Genomic DNA, 24,145 nt, shown 5'->3' with positions numbered 1-24,145 from the left:
TATTGCGGCAATGGGCGTCTGATGGACGCCGGTAAAACAATGGCAATGACTTTAATATTGATGACAAAGTGCTCTTGCTGATCGAGATACTCGGGAAGATCACCCCTGGGGCGCTCTCCCTAAAAATCAACGTTGTCAGCGGTCTGAATTACTTTCGGGCTATCTCGGTTTTGGACGTCGGCAACTGAGCAGGTACGATCGCCGCCTGGCTATGCTGCACCGCCTTTTGATTCAGTAAACGTCGTCTTTGCGCGTAACCGGCAATGGTGATCGACAGCAGTAGGGTAATGCCGTTAAACAGCGGCTCGACCCAGAAGTCGCCGCCAAATTGCTGGATCCCGGCAATACCGATGGCCAGCACGGCAATACCCACCACGGTTCCCCAAACATTAACCCGACCGGGGCGGATGGTGGTGCTGCCGAGAAACGCGCCCACCAGGGCCGGTAACAAGTAGTCCATACCGACGCTGGCCTGACCCACCCCTTGCTCCGAGGCAATCAATACGCCGGTAAATCCGGTCAACAGGCTGGAAGCAATAAAGGCACCGATGGTGAAACGGTTAACCGAAATACCGTTAAGTCTCGCCGCTGCCGGGTTGCCGCCAACGGCGTACATGCAGCGGCCAAGGGGGGTATGTTCGGTGATCAGCCATAACACCACGGCGACGAACAACACATAGAAGGCAACAATCGGGATACCAAAAATCTCGGTGTGATGCAGGGCGCTAAAGGCATCGGGCAGATCGCCAACGATCTGACGACCACCGGAGTGCCAAAGCGCAATGGCATAGAGTACGGTACCGGAACCCAGGGTGGCGACAAAGCTGTCGATATCCGCCAGCGCCACCAGAATGCCGTTCAGCAGTCCGTAGAGTGCCGAGAGCACTAGCACCGCCGCAACGGCAAACTGCCAGGAGAAACCGTATTGCACCTGCAGGGTGATAGCGAGGATATGCCACAGTACAATACCAAAGCCGACGTTAAGGTCGATTTTGCCGACAATCATGGGAATGGTCGCCGCCAGCGCCAGCAGGGCGATTTTCGACTTGCTGGAGAGAATGGCCTGGAGCGTCAGCATGGAGGCAAAGGCCGGTGTTGCCAGCGAGAAGAAAATAATCAGCGCAATGCACAGCAGCAGCAGACCGTAACGAGTGAGGATCTGCATGCTCCAGGCGCCGAATCCATGTTGGTGCAAGCTGACGCGCTGCTCCAGTGCTGTTGATTTTACAGATGTTTTTGACATGACATTTTACGCCTTTAGGTCTGTTATAACGTTGTCGCCAGGGTGAGTCACAGGGTTGAAACGCATTGACTAGCTGGTGGCAAGGGTTTCTGCGTTGCTGGCAGAGGCCAGCTCCAGTAGATTGGCAAAGCTGACCTGCTGATTTTTAAGTTCGCCAACGACTTTGCCGCGATTAAAGACCAGTGCCCGGTTGCAGATATGGGCTATCTCTTCGAAATCATTGGAGATCACCAGTACGGCCACGCCTTCCGCCAGGGATTTATTGAGCAGATGGTAGATTTCGGCGCGGGCACCAACGTCAACCCCGGCGGTGGGATCTTCCAGGATTAATAAAGGAGCGCCGAGGTTCATCCAGCGGGCCATCACCACTTTCTGTTGATTGCCGCCGGACAAGGCGCTAATGGTGGTATTCACGTCTTTGGGACGGATATCAAACAGTTGTACCTTCCACCAGCTGGCACCGATCTCTTCGCGATTGCTGTAGCGCGCCAACAGCTTGTGTCCGGCGCTACAGGGATTAAGAAACAGGTTTTCCCTGACGCTCATGGTCATAACCAGGCTCTCGCCGGTACGATCGCCGGCCACCAGCGACACGCCTTTGGCCATCGCCTGCGACGGGGTGCTGGCAGTATAAGGGGCATTGCGAAAGCGGATTGTCCCGCCGTGACTGCTGCGCAGGCCAAATAGCAGACGGCCAATTTCTTCCTGCCCGGCACCGCGCAAACCTGCCAGCGCCAGCATCTCGCCGGGTTGCAGCGAGAATGAAACCGGCCCGATCTCGCCGACTTCTACCTGTTGCAGTTGCAGCACCGGTGGCTGGTTTTCGGGTAAGGGTTCGCGCTGATCCTCATCGACGCTTTCGCCAACGATCATCTGCACCAGGTCGCGCAGGCGATAGGCGCTGGTTTTGCCCCCGGCCACGTAGCGACCATCACGCATCACGCAGACGCTGTCGGCAATTTCGATCACTTCATCCAGACGATGGGTAACGTAAATCATGCCGACCTTTTTGGCGCGCAGTCGGTTAATCACCGCAAATAAATGGCGCACGTCGTTGGCCGGTAGTGAGGCGGTCGGCTCGTCCAGCACCAGCAGCTCGGCGTTAACCGCCACGGCGCGGGCGATAGCCAGCAGCGATTTTTCGGTGCGGGAGAGTTCAAACACTCGTGCATCGGGGTCCAGCGCAATGCCGACATCTTTTAGAGCATCGAGGGCGCGCTGGCGAATGGCTCGCCAGTTGATTAATCCCAACCGCCGTGGAAAACCCATCACCAAGGCCATATTTTCCGCCACCGTCATCCATTCAATCAGACCCAGGTCCTGGTGAATAAAAGCAATGGGTTGATGTGAACCGCTTTTCAGCTCCGCTGCCGAGCTAATGCTCTTGCCCTGAAACAGGATCTCGCCGCTGTCGCGTTGATAGACTCCCGCCAGCACTTTAATCAGCGTCGATTTGCCGGCACCGTTCTCCCCCAGTAATGCCAGCACTTCACCCGGCATCACTTGCAGACTGACATCATTAACGGCCAGATTGCCGCCAAAGCGTTTTACGATGTGGTTGAGAGCCAGGATCGGCTGGTTTTCGCTGTGCATCTTTTGCGTCCTTAAAAGGGTCACGTCAGGTGATCGCTACCATGGAAAGTGATCATTGATTGGTCTAAAATCACGGCGAGCGTTTCAATATGCGAAATCTGATTTCAAAAATACTATGCTGAATAGTAGAATTAATCAAAGTTGTGGCTGATTTTATTTTGATTAAAAATCAATGGATTAAATATAATGTTGCTTAAATGTGACCGGTAACACACTTTTGTGTTGCTAGGATGAAGTTGGCAATCTGCTTTTTTGGCAATCAAGGAACTGAGTAATGAGCTTAAAAATTGAGCAAGATGACATCAGTAAAAAAGAGAAACCTTTGGGCAGTCAGAGTCTGTTTCGTGGTCTGCAACTGATTGAAATTTTGGGTAACTTTCCTAACGGCTGTCCGTTGGCACATTTGGCCGAACTGGCGCAAATGAACAAAAGTACCGTCCATCGCTTGTTGCAGGGATTGCATAGCTGTGGCTATGTCACGCCAGCACCGTCCCCCGGCAGCTATCGCTTAACCACCAAGCTGATCTCCATTGGTCAAAAGACCCTGTCGTCACTGAATATTATCCATGTGGCGGCACCGCATCTTGAACAGTTAAATTTGATCACCGGGGAAACGGTTAATTTTTCCACCCGCGAAGAGGATCATGTGCTGCTGATTTATAAGCTGGAGCCGACTACCGGAATGATGCGAACCCGCGCCTATATTGGTCAGCATATGCCGCTTTACTGTTCGGCGATGGGCAAGATTTTTATGGCCTATGAACGGGAGCAGTTTGCTGCCCACTACTGGCAGACGCATCATGAACAGATCCAGCCATTTACCCGTAATACCATCACCGAGTTGGACAAAATGTATCAGGAGCTGGCGGAAATTCGGCGGCTAAAATTGTCGCTGGATCGCGAAGAGAAGGAGCTTGGCGTGTCTTGCGTGGCGGCACCTATTTTTGATGTCCACCAGCAGGTCAAATATACCGTTTCCATCTCCTTGCCCACCGCCAGGCTTGAGCAGGCGGGGGCGAAAGTGCTGATTGATGCTGTGCAGGATATCGCTCAGCGCATTTCGCAGGAGATCGGTTTTGTTACCCCGCAGGAAGGTTAAGAGGAGATATCGCAGCCTTGCCTCTGGCCTTTGCCGTGCTGTCTCATGCCGATGGCCGTCAGCGAGCAGAGTAGCGCCATCAGGGCGATAATTGCCCCCATCGGCCACGGGGTGCCATCCGCCAGCCAGCCGACCAGGGAGGCACTGAGGATGCCCGAACCATATTGCATGGCGCCCACCAGCGATGAACAGGCACCTGCATTGTGCTGCGCTGCGGCCAGTGCGCCCGCCACTGCATTGGCAACAATAAAGCCGTTCATCGAGGCAAAGACAAAGAAGGGGATGGCCAAACCTGCCAGTCCGCCCCAGCCGAAATAGGCATCAATACCCAGTAGGCTACCGGCTGCGGCGGCAATCACTGCACCGATATAAAACAGTTTTTCACTGCCAAAACGGGTAATCAGGCGACCATTGAAAAAGTTGGTCGACATAATCCCCAGCACATTCACGCCAAACAGCAGACCGTAGATCTGGGGGGAAACATGGTAAAAGTCGATATAGGCGAAAGGCGTGCCGGCAATAAAGGCATAAAAACTACAGTAATAAAAACTGCTGGTCAGGGCGAAACCCATCACCCGCCCGTTGCGCAGCAACTCGGCGTAATTGGCAAAGACCCGGCTAAAGGGTTCTTGGCTACGCTGCTCGGCCGACAGGGATTCCGGTAATTGCCATACGCCGTACAGCGCCACAAAACCTAATCCCACCATTACCCAGAAAATATTATGCCAGGAGCCAATGGCCATAATCTGCCCGCCAATAATAGGACCAAGCAGCGGTGCGACAGCCATAAACAGGATCAGCGTCGATAACATTTGCGCTGAACGCTCACGGGCGTAGAGATCTCTGACCATCGCGCGGGCCAATACTGGTCCGGCACAGGCCCCTAATGCCTGTATCACTCGCCAGAACACCATCTGCACCATGGTTGCCGACAGCGCGCAGCCTGCTGAGCCAACAATAAACAGCACCAGCCCCAGCGCGATCGGCAAACGGCGGCCAAAGCGATCGCCTACCGGTCCCCAGATCAATTGCCCGAGACTAAAACCAATCAAAAAACCCGACAGGGTAAATTCAATGCTGCCCGCAGCGGCATGCAGTTCGCGGGTAATGGTTGGCATTGCCGGTAAGTACAAATCCGTTGATACCGAAGCAAAGGACATCAAGGCGCTAAGAATAATCAGAATACGCAGATCTTGTTGCCGGGTATGGCGAGTTGCTGTCTGGCGCAGTTGAGACTGGGGTTGAGGCATAAAGTTTTCCGGTCGAGGGCCAGCCTGTCGGCATAGCGCCGCAGGTGGCGAGTAGAGTGGGTGGGCTAACGGAAGCCATCATAACAAGCCGGAGGACGGGCGATTAGCGGGGCCAGGCCGCATGGGGTTATGAGTGGGGGTGATTAATCGTTGTGCATGGGGATGGGTTTTTATACCGCAAGCGAACGTCTGCTTAAAAAAATTACCGATAGGTTAATGGCTAATGCCCTGAATGGAATCATAAATTGTGAAGTAGTTGCATTTAGTTGTTAATAATTTGTCCGTAAATAGTTATGTCGTTAACACTAAAAATGAATCAAGTGGTACAATGTGGCGATCATGTTTTGACGTAGAAAAAAGCATTTGAGTCATACTTGAGAACCAGGTCGTAACTATTACGTTGGTAATAATTATCAAAATAGAAAATTTCGGAGAGTGCCTGTCATGTCTGGATCGCATTACCAGTCGAGTCTAAAGCTCAGGCTATGGTGTTGTTTGTTAGGGGTAATTCTCGCTGTCGTTGGCCTGTTTTTTGCCATTGAAGGTGGGAAGTTGGTGTCTCTCGGTGGTAGCAGGTACTTCCTGATTGCCGGTATTGTGATTGTGCTGTCGGCGATTCAGTTTTTCCGTGGCAAGTCATCGGCAGTGGTGCTATTTGCGCTGGTGTTTATCGGTACGCTGATTTGGTCATGGTTTGATGCCGGCTGGGATTTCTGGCCGCTGGTGTCGCGGCTGATGGTACCTGCCGGTCTGATGCTGTTGGCTTTTGCTACCTGGCCAACACTGCGCAAAGCGGAAGGCAAAGCTGCACTGGCCGGGCCGTCTTATGCGCTATCTGCCGTCTTGCTGGTGGGCATGCTGGCGACTTTTGTGCAGATGTTCCAGCCGCATCCAACCGTTGCCTTTCGCGGTGAACCTTTGCCGCTGGTGCCGGTGGATAAAGCCAAACAGCAGCAAAACTGGGATAACTACGGCAATACGCCGGGAGGCGATCGCTTTGTCGCCCTGGATCAGATTAACCGTAACAACGTTAAAAATTTGCAAGTGGCCTGGACCTTCCATACCGGTGATACGCCGATCAGCCCTGGCGGCAACGGTGCCGAAGACCAGGAAACTCCTTTGCAAATTGGCAACCGGGTATTTCTCTGTACGCCGCACAATAACGTGATTGCCGTCGATGCCGACAGCGGCAAACAGATCTGGCGGCGTGATATCAATGCGCAGTCGCAGGTATGGAACCGCTGTCGCGGTCTGGCTTATTTTGATGTTACCCGACCTCTGCCTGCCGCCACGGTGCCGGGTTCAACCCCTGCGTTACCGGTGGCGCTGGCCGCCGGGGATAGCTGTCAGCGTCGCATTCTGATGAACACCATTGATGCCCGTCTGGTGGCGATCAACGCCGATAACGGCGAGATGTGTGAGAACTTTGGCGATCACGGGATTGTTGATCTCAAAGCCGGTCTGGGTGACGCTGCCGATCCGAAATATCAGCTGACTTCTGCCCCGACGCTGGCCGGAACCACCGTGGTGGTTGGCGGGCGCGTGGCAGATAACGTGCAAACCGATATGCCCGGTGGCGTTATGCGTGGCTTTGACGTGATCACCGGTAAAATGCGCTGGGCTTTCGATCCCGGCAAAGAGGATCCGAACTCGCAGCTGCAACCGGGTCAAACCTTTGTGCGCAGCACGCCCAACTCCTGGGCACCGATGTCTTATGATCCGGCAATGAACACCGTTTTCCTGCCATTGGGCAGTCCGTCTGTGGATCTGTGGGGCGCCAACCGTAATGCGCTCGACCACAAGTATGCCACCTCTATTCTGGCGCTGGATGCCAATACCGGTAAAGAGAAGTGGGTGTATCAGACGGTTCATAATGACTTGTGGGACTTTGATGTGCCCATGCAGCCGAGCCTGATCGACTTCCCGATGAAAGATGGCAGCAGCAAACCGGCGGTGGTATTTGGCGGTAAAACCGGGCAAATCTTTGTGCTCGATCGCTACACCGGTAAACCGCTGACTGAAGTCAAAGAGTTGCCGGTTAAGGTCGGTAATATCCCTGGCGAGCAGTATGCCAAAACCCAACCGTTCTCGGTGGGTATGCCGTCAATTGGTGCCGACAAACTGAAAGAGTCGGATATGTGGGGTGCTACGCCGTTCGATCAGCTTATCTGCCGCGTCAGCTTTAAATCCATGCGTTATGACGGCCTGTTTACCGCCCCTGACACCGATGTGTCACTCAGTTTCCCTGGTTCGCTGGGCGGAATGAACTGGGGCAGTCTCTCTACCGATCCCAACAATCACTATATCTTTGTTAACGATATGCGGTTGGGTCTGTGGGTGCAGATGATCAAGCAGAATAACAATGCGGCGGCAGCCAGCAATGGCGGTGAGTCGGTTAACACCGGTATGGGCGCAGTACCGCTGAAAGGCACGCCTTATGGGGTAAACAAAAACCGCTTTATGTCCCCGCTGGGTATTCCTTGCCAGAAACCACCTTTTGGTACGCTGTCGGCAATTGACCTGAAAACGCAGAAAATCGTCTGGCAGGTACCGGCTGGCACTGTGCAGGATACTGGTCCTTTCGGTATTAAAATGCATGCGCAGATGCCGATAGGTATGCCAACGCTGGGCGGCACGCTGGCCACCCAGGGCGGTCTGGTCTTTATTGCCGGGACCCAGGACTATTACCTGCGCGCTTTTGATTCATCAACGGGTGCCGAAGTGTGGAAAGCCCGTTTGCCGGTGGGCAGCGGCGGTGGGCCTATGAGCTATATTTCACCGAAAACCGGTAAGCAGTATGTAGTGATCTCCGCCGGTGGCGCACGTCAGTCTCCCGATCGCGGTGATTATGTCATTGCCTATGCACTGGATAGTAAATAAGGGCATATAGCGCCGATTATTTGCTGGCTGGATAATGTTCAACCCCCTTTCTGGTTATCCAGAGAGGGGGTTTTTATTAACTGCGTTTTTTTAAGCGTTGGCTTCGTTCCGGCGACTGCACATGCTAAGTACATGTGCTAATGACAGGCGTCATTAACAAGGGGAGTTTATGCCAGCATCCACATCAGGTTTTTTCTAAGCTTATGGGTAATGGCTAAACTTAGCGCTAAAAATCATCCTAAAGCGGTAAAGAGACGCTGCCAACATAGAAAAATCTGCTACACCCCGCAGCTTTGTGAGCCAACTCACGCATAAAAAAACGGCTTCCCGTTGAGGAAGCCGTGAGTTTGATGACAAAGTCGTCTTGATGATCGAGATACCCGGGCATAGCACATCTAGGGGCGCTCCGGCGGGCAAGCCCGCTACGACCCCAACGGTGCACTCTCCCTAATAACGGACTTTGTCAGCCGTCTGGCGGCTTCCCGTTGGGGAAGCCGTGGTGCGTCGATGATTTCGACCCTGCCCGTTATTGTCCCAGTGTTTTGCGCACTTTACTCACCTGTTCGGCGGTTACCGCCGGGGCTTTATTGCTCCAGCCCTGGCGGATAAAGGTCGATAACTGCGCGACCTGATCGTCGCTCAGTCGCGCGGCAAAGCCCGGCATTGCCAGTGTGGAAGGGGCGCGCGCCGTTGATGGCTGCTGTGCACCAGCCAGGATGGTGTGGATCAACCCGGTTGGGTCTTGCGCATTGACAATGGTGGCCTGATCCAGCTGCGGGAATACGCCCGGTGCTCCTTTGCCGGTAACAAAGTGGCAGGCACCGCAGTTATCCAGATACAGACGTTCACCCGGAGTGAGGTTTTTCGCCGTAGTCAGTTTGGCTTCGGTAGCGCTGACGGTTTGTGGATCGCTGGCTGGCAGCGACGGGTTACCGCCTAAAAACTTCAGATAAGCGGCAATGGCCTGTAGATCGGCATCGGTCATATAGGCGGTGCTGTTCGCCACTACCGAGGTCATTTCCCCGCCGACGGCGGCTTTGTCGTTGCGACCTTTGCCAAGATAATCAACAATTTCCTGTTTATCCCAGTGGGCCACACCGCGTAGTGCCGGTACCTGCCAGTCGTTAAGACTGCCTCCGGCCAGGAACTGCGCATCGCTGCTGTCGAGGGCTTTTTCGTTCATCCCCAAACCGCGCGGCGTATGGCAACTGCCACAGTGGCCGAGGCTTTCCACCAGATAAGCCCCACGATTGACTTCGGCAGAGGCGCCGTCAATCGGCTGGAAAGGCTTGTCAGCGGTAAAGGCCCAGTTCCAGAAACGCATGCCCCAGCGCTGGCTAAACGGGAAGCTGAGATCGGTGACTGGTGGCTGTTCACCACTGGCTTTGACGCCCTTGGTAAAATAAACGTAGAGCGCATGCATATCCTGATCGTTGATCTTGGCGTAATCGGGATAAGGCATTGCCGGGTAAAGACGCGAACCATCCGGCAGAACGCCTTTGCGCACAGCATCAGCAAATTGCTGTTCACTGTAGTTGCCGATGCCATGATCTTTATCCGGGGTAATATTGGTTGAATAGATAGTGCCCAGATTGGATTTAATTGCCAGACCGCCGGAGAACGCCGGTTTTCCTGCCAGGCTATGACAGGCGGCACAGTCACCAAGGCGCGACACATATTCGCCCTGTTTAATCAGTTGCACGTCATCGTCGGCCTGCGCCTGTGCTATGCCGCCCACTGCCATCAGCAGCATATTGGCGATAAATAAACGTTTAAGATTCATCATGTCACTTAGACCTGTACCAGTGGGCCGGGGTTTTTCAGATAGTGATCTTTAATTGCCTGCGCGGCCATCAGGGTGATCGCACCTATGGTATCGGTGGGGTTGGCCTGGAAGTTTTGCGGGAAGGCATTGCCCCCCGGCACAAAGACGTTATGCACATCCCAGCTTTGCAGGTATTTGTTTAGCGCCGACGTTTTCGGGTTATCGCCCATCACTGCGCCACCGACGTTATGGGTGGAGACATACTGAGTGAGGTCAAAGTGCGCATCCATCGGCAGAAAGCTTTCGCTGTAGCTGTCCGGGTTGAGCTCTTTGGTGATATTGCCGACGATGCCCTTGAGATACTGTTGCAGCTTGAGCTCGTTGGCTTTCCAGTCGAAGGTCATGCGCAGCAGCGGCATACCGTATTCGTCTTTGTAGTTTGGATCCAAATCGAGATAAATATCGCGATAGGACTGGCAGGTGGTGGTGATGCTGATCTTCATGGAGTGGCCATACCACTCCTCCATGCCTTCTTTCCAGCCAGTTCCCCAGCCTGGTGTACCTTTCGGCAGTGAGGTGCTGATCGGCGCCCCCGTTGCCTGCGAGCTATGGATTTTGGCCCCGCCAATAAAGCCCAGTGACGGCCCGTCAAAGTTGCCTGGCGAGACATCGTTAATCATCTGGCCGGTGGCACCAGCGGTGGCAAAGGGGTTGAAGTTTTTGTCTTTAAAGAACAGCGTCGAGCCGCCGTTGCTTAGGAAGGCATAGTTGCGTCCCACCACACCTTCTTCGGTAATAGGATTATAAGGCTGACCAATCCCCGACAGCAGCATCAGACGCACGTTACAGAACTGGAAGCTGCTGAGTACCACGATTTTCGCCGGCTGGAAGCACTCGTTGCCTTGCGCATCCATATAGATCACGCCCTTGGCAGTTTTCTTGTCGTCGTGCAACACCACTTTCAATACGTTGGCATTCACTTCATAAGAGAAGTTCTCCATGCGTTTTAACGCATCCATGACCGCGGTTTGCGGGGAGGCTTTGGAGTAGTTGAGGCAAGGATATTTACTGCAATAGCCGCAATAGTTACAGGGTGCAATCTGGTTGCCATAGGGGTTGGTCCAGGCGCGAGAGACGCAGGCTGACGGGTTGGGGAAGGGGTGATAGCCCATCTTTTTGGCCACATCGGCAAACATGCTGCTGTTGAGAGTATCTTCCAGTGCTGGCAGCGGATAAGGCTCGGAGCGTGGACCTTCAAAGGGATCGCCGCCTTCCATAATCTGGCCGCGCAGGTTGCCGGTTTTCCCTGATTGACCGCAAATATGTTCAAATTTGGTGTAGTAAGGCTCGATCTCATCCCAGGTAAAAGGGAAGTCCATAATGCGCATATCTTCTTGCAGAATACCGGGCTTATAGGCCTGATCGGCATAGGTCTTCAGCTTCAGATCGGTAGGCGTGGGCCGGATTAAGACGGCTGTCCAGTGCAGACCCGAGCCGCCGACGCCGGTGCCGGGGGCAAAGGCACCCCATTTACGGGTCGGCAGTGCGGTCTGGCTCATATTGTAGCGTACGGTGACTGCGGCTTCTGCCGGGGTGGCAAACACTTTGTTGCGCACGGCATAGGCATATTCATCCGCCGGTTTCGGATAGGCAAAGTCGGCGTAGTCACGATCTTTACCCCGTTCCAGCGCGCGGACTTTCAGACCCGCCATCGCCAGCTCAATGCTCATTAACGAGCCTGCCCAGCCGAGGCCGACGACGACAACGTCGACTTCTTCTTTATTCACTTGTGCCATCTTTAATCCTGTCAAATCATCAGAAAACGGAAATAGGAGTCAGGGTGCGGGCCTTTCAGGCTTGCTGGCCCAACAGGCTGACCGGACCTAATGGATAAGGGATATTGTGTTGCTTGACCCATTCCGTGTAGCTGGCACGCGCGCCGGGGAAGCCAATGGCAATCCAGGCTTTCATCCCTTTATTGCCGCCGTACATTGGATCGGCGAGGTAGCCATGCTTGGTTTCGGCCAGTAGTTCGCCAAAGAACTGCGACGCGACCAGCGACTCTTCACCCATATCCGCAAAGTGGATAGCGTTTTTCTGCAACTGGGTCAGTACGCTGTCTTTGTCCTGATCGGAGAGTTGATGGAAGGCTTTTTGATGATTTTGCTGGCACCAGCTGTTGGCCAGCTTGATGCCGATTTTGTAGATTTGCTGTGGACGATAAGGAAGCTGGTAACCCATGGTGGCGGGAGCATGCACGTTAAAGGGACCTTGCAGATAGATCTCACTGCCAAAGTCGCCATCATGCATTTGCTGATCGATAAAGATCGGTACATTAGTTTCCAGTGCACCAGGCGCTTTGCCTTTGCCGCCCGCCGGGATCAGGCGATCGGTGGCGGCCATAATAAATTGCCATTCATCAGCACTGAAAAAGATTGGTTTATAATCGAGCAGATCGGGTGCCGCCATTTCAGCAGCCTGGGCGGCGGTCAGTCCTTTCACCATAATGGCGCTGACCGGCAAAGCCATTAGCGACCCCAGTAAAAACTTACGACGGGTAGTTTCTTTTTGAAGGAGCATAGCATTACGACTCTCACATGCTTAAATGTTAAGTTGGGGTTAATTATTTTTGTTGTTTGGGTACAAATTTATAATATCACCGCCACATTAAAAATAAATTATTAAATTCCATATTCTTTATATGCCCATCTCTTCTTGCCTGTCAGATATTGTCTTTTTCAATTATTTTTCATGTAAATCAATAAATTAAATTATTATTCCGTGTGTTGTGAAATTTTTAATGCGGCTTTCTTTAGTCAGTAAAATTTCACTTACTGCTATTTTTAATAGAATGTGCTGATGGGGGAATATAATTCCGCAGTGAAACTTATTGATATTTAATGTTGTGTTTGTTAGCTAACATTTCTAACAATAATAGATCTGCCGGCTGGCAGAAATAATAAAGCCTCGTCGGTTGGCGAGGCTTTTATGGTGCAAACGGGGGGAATAGTACGTGGCTAATGAGATAATTTAAGAGATAACGGCTATGGGCTGCGGGCACTCAGGCCGATTCGCGGACTACCAGTGAAAAGCCGATATCGACCACCTGTTGGCTTATCTCGCGACCTTCTATTTTGTCTGCCAGCATGGTGGCGGCCTGTTGACCTATTTTCACCTTGTCGACGCTGACGGTAGTGATCGCCGGTCGGTTATAAGCGGCAAAATTCAAGTCGGCAAAGCCCATCACCGACAAATCACCGGGAACCTGCAGGCCCTGGGCTTCGGCTTCCATAATCACTCCTTGCGCCAGGGTATCTGAGGTGCAAATAACGGCCTCGAAGTGCTGGCCACTGGCAAGCAGTTGCCGCAGAGACTGTCGTCCCATCGCCATATTGGCCGGTGCCGGTACTATCACTTCGCTGATCAGGTTGTCGGGGCAGGTGCGCAGGATATCGATCACACCGTTTTTGCGTACCTGGGCGCGAGGATCGGAGGCGCAAATCAAGGCAAAGCGGCGAAAGCCTTTTTCAAGAAAATAGTGACCAATGGCGTTGCCGATTTTTTCGTGGGAGAAGCCGATTAGCATATCCAAAGGCGTTGGCGTCAAATCCCAGATTTCCATCACCGGAATATTGGCATTGAGCAGCAGGCGCTTAAGCTCCGGCTTGTGATGAATGCCGGTGAGCACAATGCCGTCCGGACGCCGCGAGAGCAGGGTGGCAACAATCTCGGCTTCCGACTCCAGGGTATAACCGACAATACACAGCAACATATGGTAGCCGCGCCGCGCCAGCTCGTCGCTCATTGCTTCTACGCTATCGGCAAACATATTGTTATTGATTTGCGGTACCACCACGGCGATAAGCTTGCTGCGTTTGCTCGCCAGCCCACCGGCTAACATATTGCCACTATAACCGGTGGTATTCACCGCATCCATCACTCGTGCCACCGTGGACGGGCGCACGACTTTCGGGTTGTTCAGCGCGCGACTCACCGTCATGGACGACAGGCCAGAGGCGCGGGCAACGTCCTCCAGTGTGGCGGTACGCGTTTGATTTTTATTGCTATTTTGTGGGTTGCTCAATGCGGTCTTCCACTCTTTTTACCGTCACAACGGGAGGCGATAAGGGTAACGATTGTGCACTTATTGCAGCATCCTGCCATAATATCCCTTCATTATGATAGGTTAAAGTGTTCAATTGTTGTTGCTAAAATTAACATTTCTGGTTAATGGTTAGTCTGTTCTTGAGGTACCCGTGATTATTGCAGGTGCTTACAGCCATCAATCGGGAGAAAAACATGCCAGAAATAGTGATATATGCGGTTGAAGGACGCTCGACCGAGCAGAAGCATAAGTTGATGAAGAAGATCACCGAGGCGGTGGTGGAATCATTTGAGGTAGAAGCCGACCGCGTCATGGTATCGATCGTGGAAACCAAGGCGATCAATAAATCTCGCGGTGGAGTGCCTTTTAGCGAGCGCGGTAAATAGCTAAATAAAGGCTGATATCAGGCTGCGGATAACGTCTATTTTGCGGCTGAGTATTGCAGGGGGAGTGTAGTGGTTCCTGTATCTCGATCCCGATGACAACATGGCCAGCCCCCTCTGACCGCGGGGGCTGGCCTGACTATTTAATTCAGCTTGATACGCAGCAACTTATCCAGACCTTTGCTGGAATGATCCTTATTAAAGGGCTGTTTGACGGTAACGTATAGCGTCTGGCCATCTTCTGACAGCAACAGGCTATTGGGATTGGGTTTAAGATCCCAACTGTGTTTCAGCGCGTAGCTGCTGGCATCCAGTTGCAGCAATTTGCCGGACTCCCGTTGTGTAATATAGATTTCATTGCGTTGCGGGTTAAATTTAATCGCCAGCGAATCGCCGACATCCAACTGCTTGATCACTTTGCCGCTGTGTTGGTCAAACACCAGCGTGTTTTTTGCCGCCGAGTTATCGGTCGCAAACAATCGTCCGCTTTGCGCATCTTCCGCCAGGTTGAGGAACATATGTTTCTTTCCATCATCCGGCGTCCAGCGCGCCTCAATTTTATGGCTGCGCGGGTTAATCACCATAATCTCGCCGCTGCCGTTGGCCGCATACAGGCGCTGAGTGGCCTGCGACCACAACAGTCCGGTGACCCATTTACCGGCGTGGTTAATCTGCCCTTTGAGTTGCAGCGTCTTGGCATCCACAATCCAAATGATCCCCGGATCGCCGACGCCACCAACATAGAGCGTGCCGTCGTGCCAGATAATTTCACGCGGATGGACCGCTTTGCCATCCGGGTTTTTATCTTTAAAGGTCAGGCGCGCTTTGACTTTGCCGCTGACGGCGTCGATGGCGCTGACGCTGCTGTCCAGCGTCTGGGTAACATACAGAGTGTCACCCTGGTCATCGCGGGCCATGCCAAAGTTTTTCAGATCGGTATGGGTCTGTCCGAGGATCGCCAGCGTGGTAGGATCCAGCCGGTAGATCACTCCGCCGTTCACATCTTTAAAGGATTGCGCGGTGGCGGCAAACAGCGCATGGGCTTTGGCGCTATAAGTCAGTTCATACAGCCCTGTGGATAGCTCGCGTTCGGTAATATTGCTGGCCGTGGCGTTAACCTGCGGGGGTAGCGGCGCTTTTGGCGTGCTCACCGGTGCCTGACAGGCCGCCAATGGCAGGGCAATAATCATTGCCAGCGCGCTGCGCGCCAGTTTGTTGCTAAACAGTGGGTTCATGCCATTCTCCATGTTGGGCAAAGTGAGCCGATGCCAACCTCGGGGGTTATCATCGGCGTCAGGGATTATCAGAAGCTGTAGTTCAGACTGAGCGACGCATTACGCGGCTCGCCGTAGACGATGTAATCGCTGAGATTGGTTTCGTAGGTCTTATCAAACAGATTGTTGATATTGAGCTGCGCCGACAGTTTCGGCGTCACCTGATAGCGGGTAAACAGATCCACCAGGGCATAACTGCCTTGATAAATGCGCACCGCATCCCCTGATGGCGCGGTGGTGTCCTGATACGTGCGGTTCTGCCATCTGACGCCGCCACCGAGGGTCAAAGCCTGCAACTGTGGCAGTCGATAGCTGCTAAACAGTTTAAAAGTGGTGCGTGGCATATTTGAGGTAATGTCGGCACCAGTATTATCTGTGGCGCTGTAGGTGGTACCACCAAAGGTCATTTTCAGATTGTCGGTGACAGCGCCGTTAATCTCAAACTCTACCCCTTTGCTGACGGTGCCCTGGGCCGCATAGTAAGCCTGTTGCGAACTGCCTTCGACGTAGTTATTACCGTCGGTTTGCCCGAGGTTGTCTTCTTCGGTGCGGAACACTGCCACAGATGCGGTGAGATTGCCGTTGTACCAGTCAGACTTGACACCGGCTTCGTAGCTTTTGCCGGTTATCGGGTCAAGGAACTTGCCGTCCACGGTCTGGTGATCCTGCGGCTGGAAGATGGAGGTGTAGCTGACGTAGGCGGACCAGGTATCGTTAATGTCGTAGATCAGGCCGGCGTAAGGCGAGATATTGTTTTTCCCATAGCTGGCCTCGCCGCTGTATACGCCGTTGTACTCGGCGCTCCACTGGGTGTAGCGCGCGCCGACAATCAGTGACAGCGGATCCGCCAGCGAGAAGCGGGCGGCGCTGTAAACCGCTTTCTGGCGGATGGTTTCCGTGGAGTAAGGTGTTAAATCACTCCAGTTGGCATCGGCCATTGAGCCGTCCCAGGCGTCGAGATTGCCAACATCAGAGGCGCTAAATAAGGTGGTCGACGCGCTGTATTGATTATTTTGTCGGCTGTAGCTGACACCGCCAATCAACTCATGCTGGCGGCCAAGCAGGTTAAAGGGACCGTTGGCGATCACGTCAACCGAATCCACTTTACGCTTACCCACATACCAGCCGCCGTAGCCAGTGGCACCGACGCCGGTAGTGGCATCGGGGAAGCCGCTGAGATACATCAGCTTGGAATCAAAATCGGTTTCGGCATGGGTGCCGGTAGCGCGCAGGTTCCAGCCGTTATCAAATTGATGACTCAGATTGGCAAAGACCTTTTTTGAGTCGACGTTGTAGTGGGTCCAGTCTGGTGCCGGGTTAAAGCTGCGCGAGTAATGAGTAAGGTCACCGTTGCTGTACCAGGTCGGGATGCCGCCCCAGGTTGCCCCCTTGACCCGGCTTTGCTGATAATCGTAACCTACTGATAGTGTTGTATTATCAGTGATGTCGGCATCGACAGTAGCGTAGATGAATTTTTTGCGGTTGTTATAGCGATCAAGATAGGAATCCTTATCCTGATAACCGGCGATCACCCGCCCTCGCACTTTACCCGATTCAGACAGCGGCCCCTGCACATCCAGCACCGTGCGGCGGTTGTTCCAACTGCCGTAAGTCCCGGAAATATTCCCGGTCCAGGTTTTACTGTCGGCATGTTTGCGCACCATATTGACCGAGGCGGAAGGATTGCCGGCACCGGTCAGCAGGCCAGCCGCTCCGCGCACCACTTCAATACGGTCGTAGATGGCGGTGTCTTCGGTAGAGTCGCCAAAATTCCACGCCTCTTCAACGTTGGTAGGGATGCCATCAAACGAATAGTTATTGATATAAAAGCCGCGGGAATAATAGCCGGTACGTTCGCTGTCGGTGGTTTCGCTGGTGACGCCGACGGTATTGTCCAGCACTGCTCCCACGCTCTGTAAATTCTGGTCCTGGATACGCTGTTTGGTAATGACGCTGACCGATTGCGGAACATCGCGCGGGGTTAAGGTCAGGCCGGTACCGGCGGTGGTGGTTTTTACCGCATAGGCATGACCACTGTTTTGTGGCGTGGTGCTGTTGCTGTCGGCATGGGTATTGGCATCAATCACCAGGGTATCGGCAGAAGGCGCAGTCGCTGGTGTGGTGTTTTCGGCCGCCGAAGAACCGGGGGCATATAACGCGCTACAAACCAGAATGGCGATCGCCGAGCGGATGTCATTCCCTGGCGGCAAGATAACGGCTGACTGATTGGATCTTTGACCACTGAATTTTGACGCGCGTAACAACATGACTGTCCCCTAATGTTGTTGATAATTTTAAGTTTTTAATTTTTTGCTGTTGTTGGCTTGCCGGGTGGGCAGGGAGAGTTATCTTTGCTGCCGTGTTGGTGGCCACCCTGGCAGGGTACCTTTTGCAGGTTTTATCCAGCGGCGAAAGCTTACCAATTAGTGATGTAAACACAAACGAAAATAATAATGATTATCGATAACACTGTAAGTTAACGTAAATAATATCGCCGATCGACTGTAGATAAACGGTAGAAAACAGGATGGCGAAGGGAAGGGGAAAGCGGATCCGCCGACGCTAAAACAACAGAACTGACGGGGAAAAATATTGCTGTATTTTTTATGCATAGGTTATGACTTTTTGATATTTGCTTGCCGTAGCTCGATTTGAAAAACTCGTTGTATCAGCTAGTTACTTTTTGCTTCTTTTGCTTACGGAAAGGCCATAATTATGCACAAATCAATAAAATTCTCGTTGCTGGCACTGCCGTTAGCGGTAGCGCTTATCGCTACCGGCTGCGACCAAAAAACGCAGTCCCATCATATTAAAGTCGGCATTAGCGCGGGCATCGATCAGCCGCTGTGGGATGTGGTCAAGAAAACCGCCAAAGAGAAATATAATCTCGATGTCGAAGTGGTCACTTTTACCGATTATGTTTTGCCCAATTCGGCGCTAAGCAGTGGGGATATTGATGCCAACTCTTTTCAGCATGTACCTTATTTAGATAAGCAAATCAAAGAGCGCGGCTATAAATTAGCCGTAGTCGGCAACACCTTTGTTTATCCGATTGCTGGTTACTCACGCAAGATCACCTCGCTCAGCCAACTCCAGGATAATGCGCAGGTAGCGGTGCCCAATGATCCGACCAATCTGGGCCGTTCCTTGTTGTTGTTGCAGAAAGTCGGCTTAATCAAACTGAAAGATGGCGTGGGTTTGCTGCCAACGTCGCTGGATATTGTCGACAATCCAAAGCATCTGAAAATTGTCGAGATTGAAGCCCCGCAGCTGACTCGGGCAATTGATGATGACAAGATTGCGTTGGCGGTAATCAATACCAATTTCTCCTCGCAGGTTGGTTTGACGCCGGGCAAAAATGGCCTGTTTGTAGAGGATAAAAACTCGCCTTACGTGAATGTTATTGTCGCGCGACAAGACAACAAAGACAGCGAGGCGGTTAAAGAGTTGGTTAAAGCCTATCAGACCGATGAAGTGGCCGCCGCCGCCCAGAATATCTATCACGGCGATGCAGTAAAAGGCTGGTAAACCCGCCACGCCGTACGACCTTGCCACCACCGCTGATGATCACTATCGGCGGTGGCCTGCTGACAGACAATAGCCCGGTTTAGCGAGTTGGCTATTTAAGATATCTCGTGTTGAACTTCCCACCCTAATTAACACACTCAATGATCGCCAGCCGAACTTTACCTGCGGTTTGCCTGGGGATATTGCGTTGTGCGCTTATTGCCAGTCACCTGCTGTTTTATCACATCCCTTGTAACTTATAGTCCCGTTAATATAAGGAGAAATGCTGAAAGATTGCTGTCTTATTGACTGCCGGCAAGCAGGATGCATTTAAATTATTATGCTTACACCCTTACCTCCTACCGCCATACCTATAACATCAACCCCCACCTATCCTTTAATCGATTTGACTTGTCCTGCCGAAACGTCGCAGCAAAGAGTGCAACGTATTGTTGATGCGGTAAATAAAATGATTGAGATAGTTAATCGACTGCTGGTCGACGGCTGTCTTACCGCGACGCGCATGTCAGTAAAAAATCAGTTGGCCAATATTAAAATAATGATCGAGGTGACTGATGATTATCTTAAAGATTTACATGAAATTTTAACTGCTACGCCGCAAAGTGAGAGACAAGATATACTGAAGGTGATTATGGATGCGGTAAGCATCACCGCCACGCTTAATGAAAGAAACCGTTTTATCAGGCAGGGTTTGATCTATAAACAAAAAGAATATGCAGATGTGCAAAGCCATCAGTTGGCAGGAAAATCAGCGGCTGAACAAGGCAAATTGGTAAAACATGTCGAGGAACGTTTTGCTATCGAAGAAGAGAAAATTCTTACTGAGCTTGAGATCCTTGAAAATAATAATTCCTTGCAACGGGCTACACAAACGCTGGAACACACGCGACGGCTGCGCGATACGCTTTTCACTTATTTTGGCAATAAACACTATGATTTTCCGGTGATTCGGGAGTTTTGGAAGCGAATTGATCATCTCTTATTGATCAGTCGAGGCTATTATGAAGCGGCTTTATTAAATCCTGATTCGAGTAAAAATCACCGGAGTCCTTATGCCGTTGTGCCGCCATCGTTGGTCACTGAGCAGTCGCCAGGTAATACCACGGCGGGTCTTCGCCAGCGTTTTGATATGCTGCGACTGAGAACTCGTATAGAAACAGAAAATATTGAGCAGGCGCTGCAAACCTATATTCCAGCTAGCGAACATGCAGAGCGGCGACATCAGTTGGAATTATATTCCCGGCAAGTACGTCTCTACCAGCAGAATCTGCAAGCCATAGAAGAGATAAGAACTGAAATGGACAATTTGAATGCTGTTCAGACCAATACGCCAATGTTCCGAGAACTGCAAAGAATAACTACATATTTTCAAGAGGATATGCAGCAGGCCATCAATACTGCCGATGAGCATATGGAGCGCTTGTTAACGGTTATGTATGATGTGATTACTTTGACGGCGCATCAGGGCCGCGCAGAGGATTATCGAATGATCCGCCAGCAACTTGTTGAATTAAATAATTCAATTGATATAAATCTGGTTTTGCCTTCAATTAATCTTTTTCGCGACAGGATTAATAATACTTTGGCGATGATAGCACAACAAATATCAAGACTGGCGCAAAATGCCCCACAGGCCGCTGAAAATATCCGCCGACAGTTAAACGTATTTACCTTGATGAATACCAGCGTATTGCATGTCCTTGCCGGGTTTATGCCGCTTTCAGATAATAGTGAAGAATTAAGGCAGCGAAAAGCTTCGCTGAATAATTTTGAGTTGGCCTATATTGAAAATATTAATTTTTTAAATAATCTGCTCAAGGAGATCGACACTTATCAGCTGCAGGATAATTTCGCGCTGACCAATCTTTTTCACTATGCCAGTGAACAACTGCGGGCAGTGAAAGAGCGCATTACCGTGCTACGATCGCAGCTTGCCGAGCATTTATCTCATCAGTCAGACGTTGTACCGCTACCGGATTTTCGCGGTAGTTCTCGTCGATTGTAATCGCTTGCAGGGAGAAGGCGGTTTGCGTGGTGCCCTGGTTTTGTTGTTGGTATTTATCGGCCAACCATGGCGTATTGCCAGGCAAATTTTCTGTGCAAACTGCACTTTTCCTGTCGGCTGACAGGATCATTTTTTGACAAAGTTTCAGGCTTGAACCTGCAGATAAAAAATGCCATTATTGCGGCGTTTTATTAGGCGATGTCCTGGACGGTTTCGAGCAGCGAAATGCCCTGCGCAACCTGGCTCCAGGATAAGTAATACTGCTTTCGTTTTTACGCGACAGCTCAAGAGGGTTGCGGCACATGACCGGTTTATCACACCGCACTTTACGCAAGTGCCACAGATCATTGATGATGACACCAGGGTGCAGCGACCTCAATACTTCCTGTTTTTCTCCTTTTGTTAATCCTTTCATGCGGTAAGGCTACTCTTTGCTCGCTGTTGGGCATTATTAAAAACAGAGCGCGACTCTGATTTTACTGATGTCTATCAGACGTGGCCAAGACCGGTAAATCGTTCTGTCGCGACAATGCTTAATCAGGCAATGCCCGATCAATTATCGACATCCTTCTTAGCCAACGTCACTTTGCCGGGCCGGTGTCTGCGTATGGGGTATCTGACAAGCTTTCTCCAGCGTTGAACAAACCTGCTCATTGCCGTGCCACACTGGCACACCCTCTTACTTAACCGTTTGAGAGTCCTGTAATATGAAACAGTTAAAATTAGCAGCAAGCGCCTCCGTGGCATCCCATCTCGACACCGCACGTGAGGTCGTTAGCCTCGATAACGCGGACTACACCGACATTGCGGCGATAGTGATTTCCGTGGATGACCTTAACAATGGCAGGCTGGCAGAAGTCGAAGCCCTGGGATTCAGTATCCCGGCGTTTGTTGCTGTACAGGGAGCGGAGCAGGTTTCGCCAGACTTCTTGTCAGCGTTGAAAGGGGTTTTCGCCCTGGCTGATGCCAATCAGGCGTTTTATGCCGCCCAGCTTGAAGCCGCGGCCGCCGAGTATGAGCAGGGATTGTTCCCGCCATTTTTCGACACCTTGAAAAAGTATGTCGAAATGGAAAACTCGACCTTTGCCTGTCCTGGTCATCAGGGCGGCGAGTTTTTCCGTCGCCATCCCGCCGGGCGTCAGTTTTTTGAATTCTTTGGCGAGAATATTTTCCGTGCCGATATGTGCAACGCCGATGTCAAACTCGGCGATCTGCTGATCCACGAAGGTTCTGCCAAAGATGCACAGAAACATGCGGCCAAAGTGTTTAGCGCCGATAAAACCTATTTTGTGCTTAACGGTACCTCGGCAGCCAATAAAGTGGTGACCAATGCGCTGCTGACCCGTGGCGATCTGGTGCTGTTTGACCGTAACAACCATAAATCCAACCATCATGGTGCGCTGTTGCAGGCGGGGGCGACGCCGGTCTATCTGGAAACGGCGCGCAATCCCTTTGGTTTTATTGGCGGTATTGATGCGGCCTGTTTTGACGAGCGTTATCTGCGCAAGCAAATTCAGCAGGTTGCCCCTGAGCGTGCCGCTGAAGCGCGGCCATTCCGTCTGGCGATTATTCAGTTGGGCACCTACGACGGCACCGTTTATAACGCCCGTCAGGTGGTAGACAAAATCGGCCATCTTTGTGATTACATTCTGTTCGACTCTGCCTGGGTAGGTTATGAGCAGTTTATCCCAATGATGAAAGAGTGCTCGCCGCTGTTGCTGGATTTAAAAGAAACCGATCCCGGTATTATTGTCACCCAATCGGTGCACAAGCAGCAGGCCGGTTTTTCGCAAACTTCGCAAATCCATAAAAAAGACAACCATATCAAAGGGCAAAAACGTCATTGCAGCCATAAAAAGCTCAACAATGCCTTTATGATGCATGCTTCTACCAGCCCGTTTTACCCGCTATTTGCCGCCCTTGATGTCAATGCCCGTATGCACGCTGGCGGCAGTGGCAAACACATGTGGATGGAGTGCGTCAAACTGGGGATCGAAACCCGTAAAATGCTGCTCGAATGCTGCTCGATGATCCGGCCTTTTATCCCGCCGGTGGTTGATGGCAAGCCATGGCAGCAATATGACACTGAACAAATGGCCAATGACGTGCGCTTTTTTGATTTTGTACCGGGAGAGCGCTGGCACGCCTTTGCCGGTTATGCCGAGAAGCAGTACTTTGTCGATCCCTGCAAACTGCTACTGACCACGCCAGGCATTGATGCCAGCAGCGGCAAATATACTGACTTTGGTATTCCGGCGACCATCCTGGCCAATTATCTGCGTGAAAATGGCATTGTGCCGGAGAAATGCGATCTTAACTCGATCCTGTTTCTGCTCACTCCGGCGGAGACGCCAGCCAAAATGCAGCAACTGGTCGCCGAGATCGCCCGCTTTGAACGTTATATCGAAGAAGATGCGTTGCTTAGCGAGGTGTTGCCGACGGTGTACCGTAAAAATGAAGACCGCTATCGTGACTACACCATCCGTCAGCTCTGTCAGGAAATGCACAACCTGTACGTCAGTTTTGATGTGAAGGAACTGCAAAAGGAGATGTTCCGTGAGTCGGGCTTCCCGCAAGTAGTGATGAATGCGCAGGACGCTCACAGCGAATTTATTCGCGATAACGTTGAGCTGGTGCCTGTTAGTCAGGCCGAAGGCCGAATTGCCGCGGAAGGGGCGTTACCTTATCCTCCTGGCGTGCTGTGCGTGGTGCCCGGTGAACTATGGGGCGGCCCGGTGCAGCGCTATTTTATGGCGCTGGAAGAGGGCATTAACCTGCTGCCGGGATTTTCTCCGGAACTCCAGGGAGTCTATGTGGAGAAAAAACCGGTCGGCTGGAAGCGCATTATGGGCTATGTGATCGCCGAGTAACCTTCTGCGTCAATAACCCGTTTATTAAACTAAGGAGAGCCAGAACGGCTCTCCTCAGACTGCTGACAAAGTCCATTATTAGGGAGAGTACACCGTTGGGGTCGTAGCGGGCTAGCCCGCCGGAGCGCCCCCAGGTGTGCTATGCCCAGG

Annotated in this window: 15 protein-coding genes; 6 read left to right on the top strand and 9 right to left on the bottom strand. The window is 52.0% G+C overall.

Annotated elements, in window-relative coordinates; genetic code table 11:
* Positions 1-148: 148 nt before the first annotated feature.
* Entirely contained in the window at positions 149-1,243 is a 1,095-nt protein-coding gene (locus GW590_RS01460) for an ABC transporter permease (RefSeq protein ID WP_169401244.1), read from the bottom strand.
* A gap of 69 nt (positions 1,244-1,312) precedes the next feature.
* The gene (locus GW590_RS01455; protein ID WP_169401243.1) at positions 1,313-2,836 is read right to left on the bottom strand and encodes a sugar ABC transporter ATP-binding protein; all 1,524 of its coding nucleotides are present in this window, start codon (positions 2,834-2,836) and stop codon (positions 1,313-1,315) included.
* Positions 2,837-3,110: 274 nt separating this feature from the next.
* Between GW590_RS01455 and GW590_RS01450 the strand changes: the two genes are divergently transcribed.
* Entirely contained in the window at positions 3,111-3,935 is an 825-nt protein-coding gene (locus GW590_RS01450; protein WP_169401242.1) for an IclR family transcriptional regulator, read from the top strand.
* Here GW590_RS01450 and GW590_RS01445 read toward each other — a convergent pair.
* A complete protein-coding gene (locus tag GW590_RS01445) occupies positions 3,932-5,185 on the bottom strand; it encodes a Bcr/CflA family multidrug efflux MFS transporter (RefSeq protein ID WP_169401241.1) in 1,254 nt (417 codons plus the stop codon). The genes GW590_RS01450 and GW590_RS01445 overlap by 4 nt on opposite strands.
* A 444-nt stretch (positions 5,186-5,629) precedes the next feature.
* Here GW590_RS01445 and GW590_RS01440 point away from each other — a divergent pair, with 444 nt between their 5' ends.
* Entirely contained in the window at positions 5,630-8,065 is a 2,436-nt protein-coding gene (locus GW590_RS01440; RefSeq protein ID WP_169401240.1) for a glucose/quinate/shikimate family membrane-bound PQQ-dependent dehydrogenase, read from the top strand.
* 526 nt (positions 8,066-8,591) lie between these two features.
* Here GW590_RS01440 and GW590_RS01435 read toward each other — a convergent pair.
* From GW590_RS01435 to GW590_RS01420, 4 genes are all read right to left on the bottom strand, one after another.
* Positions 8,592-9,818, bottom strand: a complete 1,227-nt coding sequence (locus tag GW590_RS01435; protein WP_235955844.1) for a c-type cytochrome — start codon at positions 9,816-9,818, stop codon at positions 8,592-8,594.
* Positions 9,819-9,856: 38 nt separating this feature from the next.
* Positions 9,857-11,626, bottom strand: coding sequence for a GMC family oxidoreductase (locus tag GW590_RS01430; RefSeq protein ID WP_169401239.1), 1,770 nt, complete (start codon positions 11,624-11,626; stop codon positions 9,857-9,859).
* A gap of 55 nt (positions 11,627-11,681) precedes the next feature.
* Positions 11,682-12,410, bottom strand: a complete 729-nt coding sequence (locus tag GW590_RS01425; RefSeq protein ID WP_169401238.1) for a gluconate 2-dehydrogenase subunit 3 family protein — start codon at positions 12,408-12,410, stop codon at positions 11,682-11,684.
* 481 nt (positions 12,411-12,891) lie between these two features.
* Positions 12,892-13,914, bottom strand: coding sequence for a LacI family DNA-binding transcriptional regulator (locus tag GW590_RS01420; protein WP_169401237.1), 1,023 nt, complete (start codon positions 13,912-13,914; stop codon positions 12,892-12,894).
* A gap of 185 nt (positions 13,915-14,099) precedes the next feature.
* On the opposite strand from GW590_RS01420, the gene GW590_RS01415 reads away from it, so the two are divergent.
* Complete coding sequence (locus GW590_RS01415) at positions 14,100-14,321, top strand: tautomerase family protein (RefSeq protein ID WP_309369590.1); 222 nt, start codon at positions 14,100-14,102, stop codon at positions 14,319-14,321.
* A gap of 140 nt (positions 14,322-14,461) precedes the next feature.
* Here GW590_RS01415 and GW590_RS01410 read toward each other — a convergent pair whose 3' ends face one another.
* Positions 14,462-15,553 carry a YncE family protein gene (locus GW590_RS01410; RefSeq protein WP_169401235.1) on the bottom strand — a complete coding sequence of 364 codons (1,092 nt, stop codon included), beginning with the start codon at positions 15,551-15,553 and terminating at the stop codon, positions 14,462-14,464.
* A 68-nt stretch (positions 15,554-15,621) separates the two neighbouring features.
* A complete protein-coding gene (gene fhuE, locus GW590_RS01405) occupies positions 15,622-17,859 on the bottom strand; it encodes a ferric-rhodotorulic acid/ferric-coprogen receptor FhuE (RefSeq protein WP_169401234.1) in 2,238 nt (745 codons plus the stop codon).
* 448 nt (positions 17,860-18,307) lie between these two features.
* Here fhuE and metQ point away from each other — a divergent pair, with 448 nt between their 5' ends.
* The 3 genes from metQ to speF all read left to right on the top strand — a co-directional run bounded on the left by metQ (position 18,308) and on the right by speF (position 23,995).
* Positions 18,308-19,120 (top strand): methionine ABC transporter substrate-binding lipoprotein MetQ, encoded by an 813-nt coding sequence (metQ, locus tag GW590_RS01400; protein ID WP_169401233.1) that lies wholly within the window; start codon positions 18,308-18,310, stop codon positions 19,118-19,120.
* 319 nt (positions 19,121-19,439) lie between these two features.
* Entirely contained in the window at positions 19,440-21,125 is a 1,686-nt protein-coding gene (locus GW590_RS01395; RefSeq protein ID WP_169401232.1) for a hypothetical protein, read from the top strand.
* A gap of 707 nt (positions 21,126-21,832) precedes the next feature.
* On the top strand, positions 21,833-23,995 hold the full coding sequence (gene speF, locus GW590_RS01390) for an ornithine decarboxylase SpeF (protein WP_169401231.1): 2,163 nt from the start codon (positions 21,833-21,835) through the stop codon (positions 23,993-23,995).
* Positions 23,996-24,145: the final 150 nt, after the last annotated feature.

Source organism: Rouxiella aceris (genome assembly GCF_012933545.1).
In the GTDB taxonomy this organism is placed as follows: Bacteria; Pseudomonadota; Gammaproteobacteria; order Enterobacterales; family Enterobacteriaceae; genus Rouxiella; species Rouxiella aceris.
This window is presented reverse-complemented; position numbering and strand designations above follow the sequence as displayed.

Coding starts and splice junctions, on each gene's coding strand:
- speF (WP_169401231.1), top strand. CDS start 21,833: ATGAAACAGTTAAAATTAGCAGCAAGCGCCTCCGTGGCATCCCATCTC.
- GW590_RS01395 (WP_169401232.1), top strand. CDS start 19,440: ATGCTTACACCCTTACCTCCTACCGCCATACCTATAACATCAACCCCC.
- GW590_RS01450 (WP_169401242.1), top strand. CDS start 3,111: ATGAGCTTAAAAATTGAGCAAGATGACATCAGTAAAAAAGAGAAACCT.
- GW590_RS01435 (WP_235955844.1), bottom strand. CDS start 9,818: ATGCTGCTGATGGCAGTGGGCGGCATAGCACAGGCGCAGGCCGACGAT.
- GW590_RS01425 (WP_169401238.1), bottom strand. CDS start 12,410: ATGCTCCTTCAAAAAGAAACTACCCGTCGTAAGTTTTTACTGGGGTCG.
- GW590_RS01455 (WP_169401243.1), bottom strand. CDS start 2,836: ATGCACAGCGAAAACCAGCCGATCCTGGCTCTCAACCACATCGTAAAA.
- GW590_RS01410 (WP_169401235.1), bottom strand. CDS start 15,553: ATGAACCCACTGTTTAGCAACAAACTGGCGCGCAGCGCGCTGGCAATG.
- GW590_RS01430 (WP_169401239.1), bottom strand. CDS start 11,626: ATGGCACAAGTGAATAAAGAAGAAGTCGACGTTGTCGTCGTCGGCCTC.
- GW590_RS01460 (WP_169401244.1), bottom strand. CDS start 1,243: ATGTCAAAAACATCTGTAAAATCAACAGCACTGGAGCAGCGCGTCAGC.
- metQ (WP_169401233.1), top strand. CDS start 18,308: ATGCACAAATCAATAAAATTCTCGTTGCTGGCACTGCCGTTAGCGGTA.
- GW590_RS01440 (WP_169401240.1), top strand. CDS start 5,630: ATGTCTGGATCGCATTACCAGTCGAGTCTAAAGCTCAGGCTATGGTGT.
- GW590_RS01445 (WP_169401241.1), bottom strand. CDS start 5,185: ATGCCTCAACCCCAGTCTCAACTGCGCCAGACAGCAACTCGCCATACC.
- fhuE (WP_169401234.1), bottom strand. CDS start 17,859: ATGTTGTTACGCGCGTCAAAATTCAGTGGTCAAAGATCCAATCAGTCA.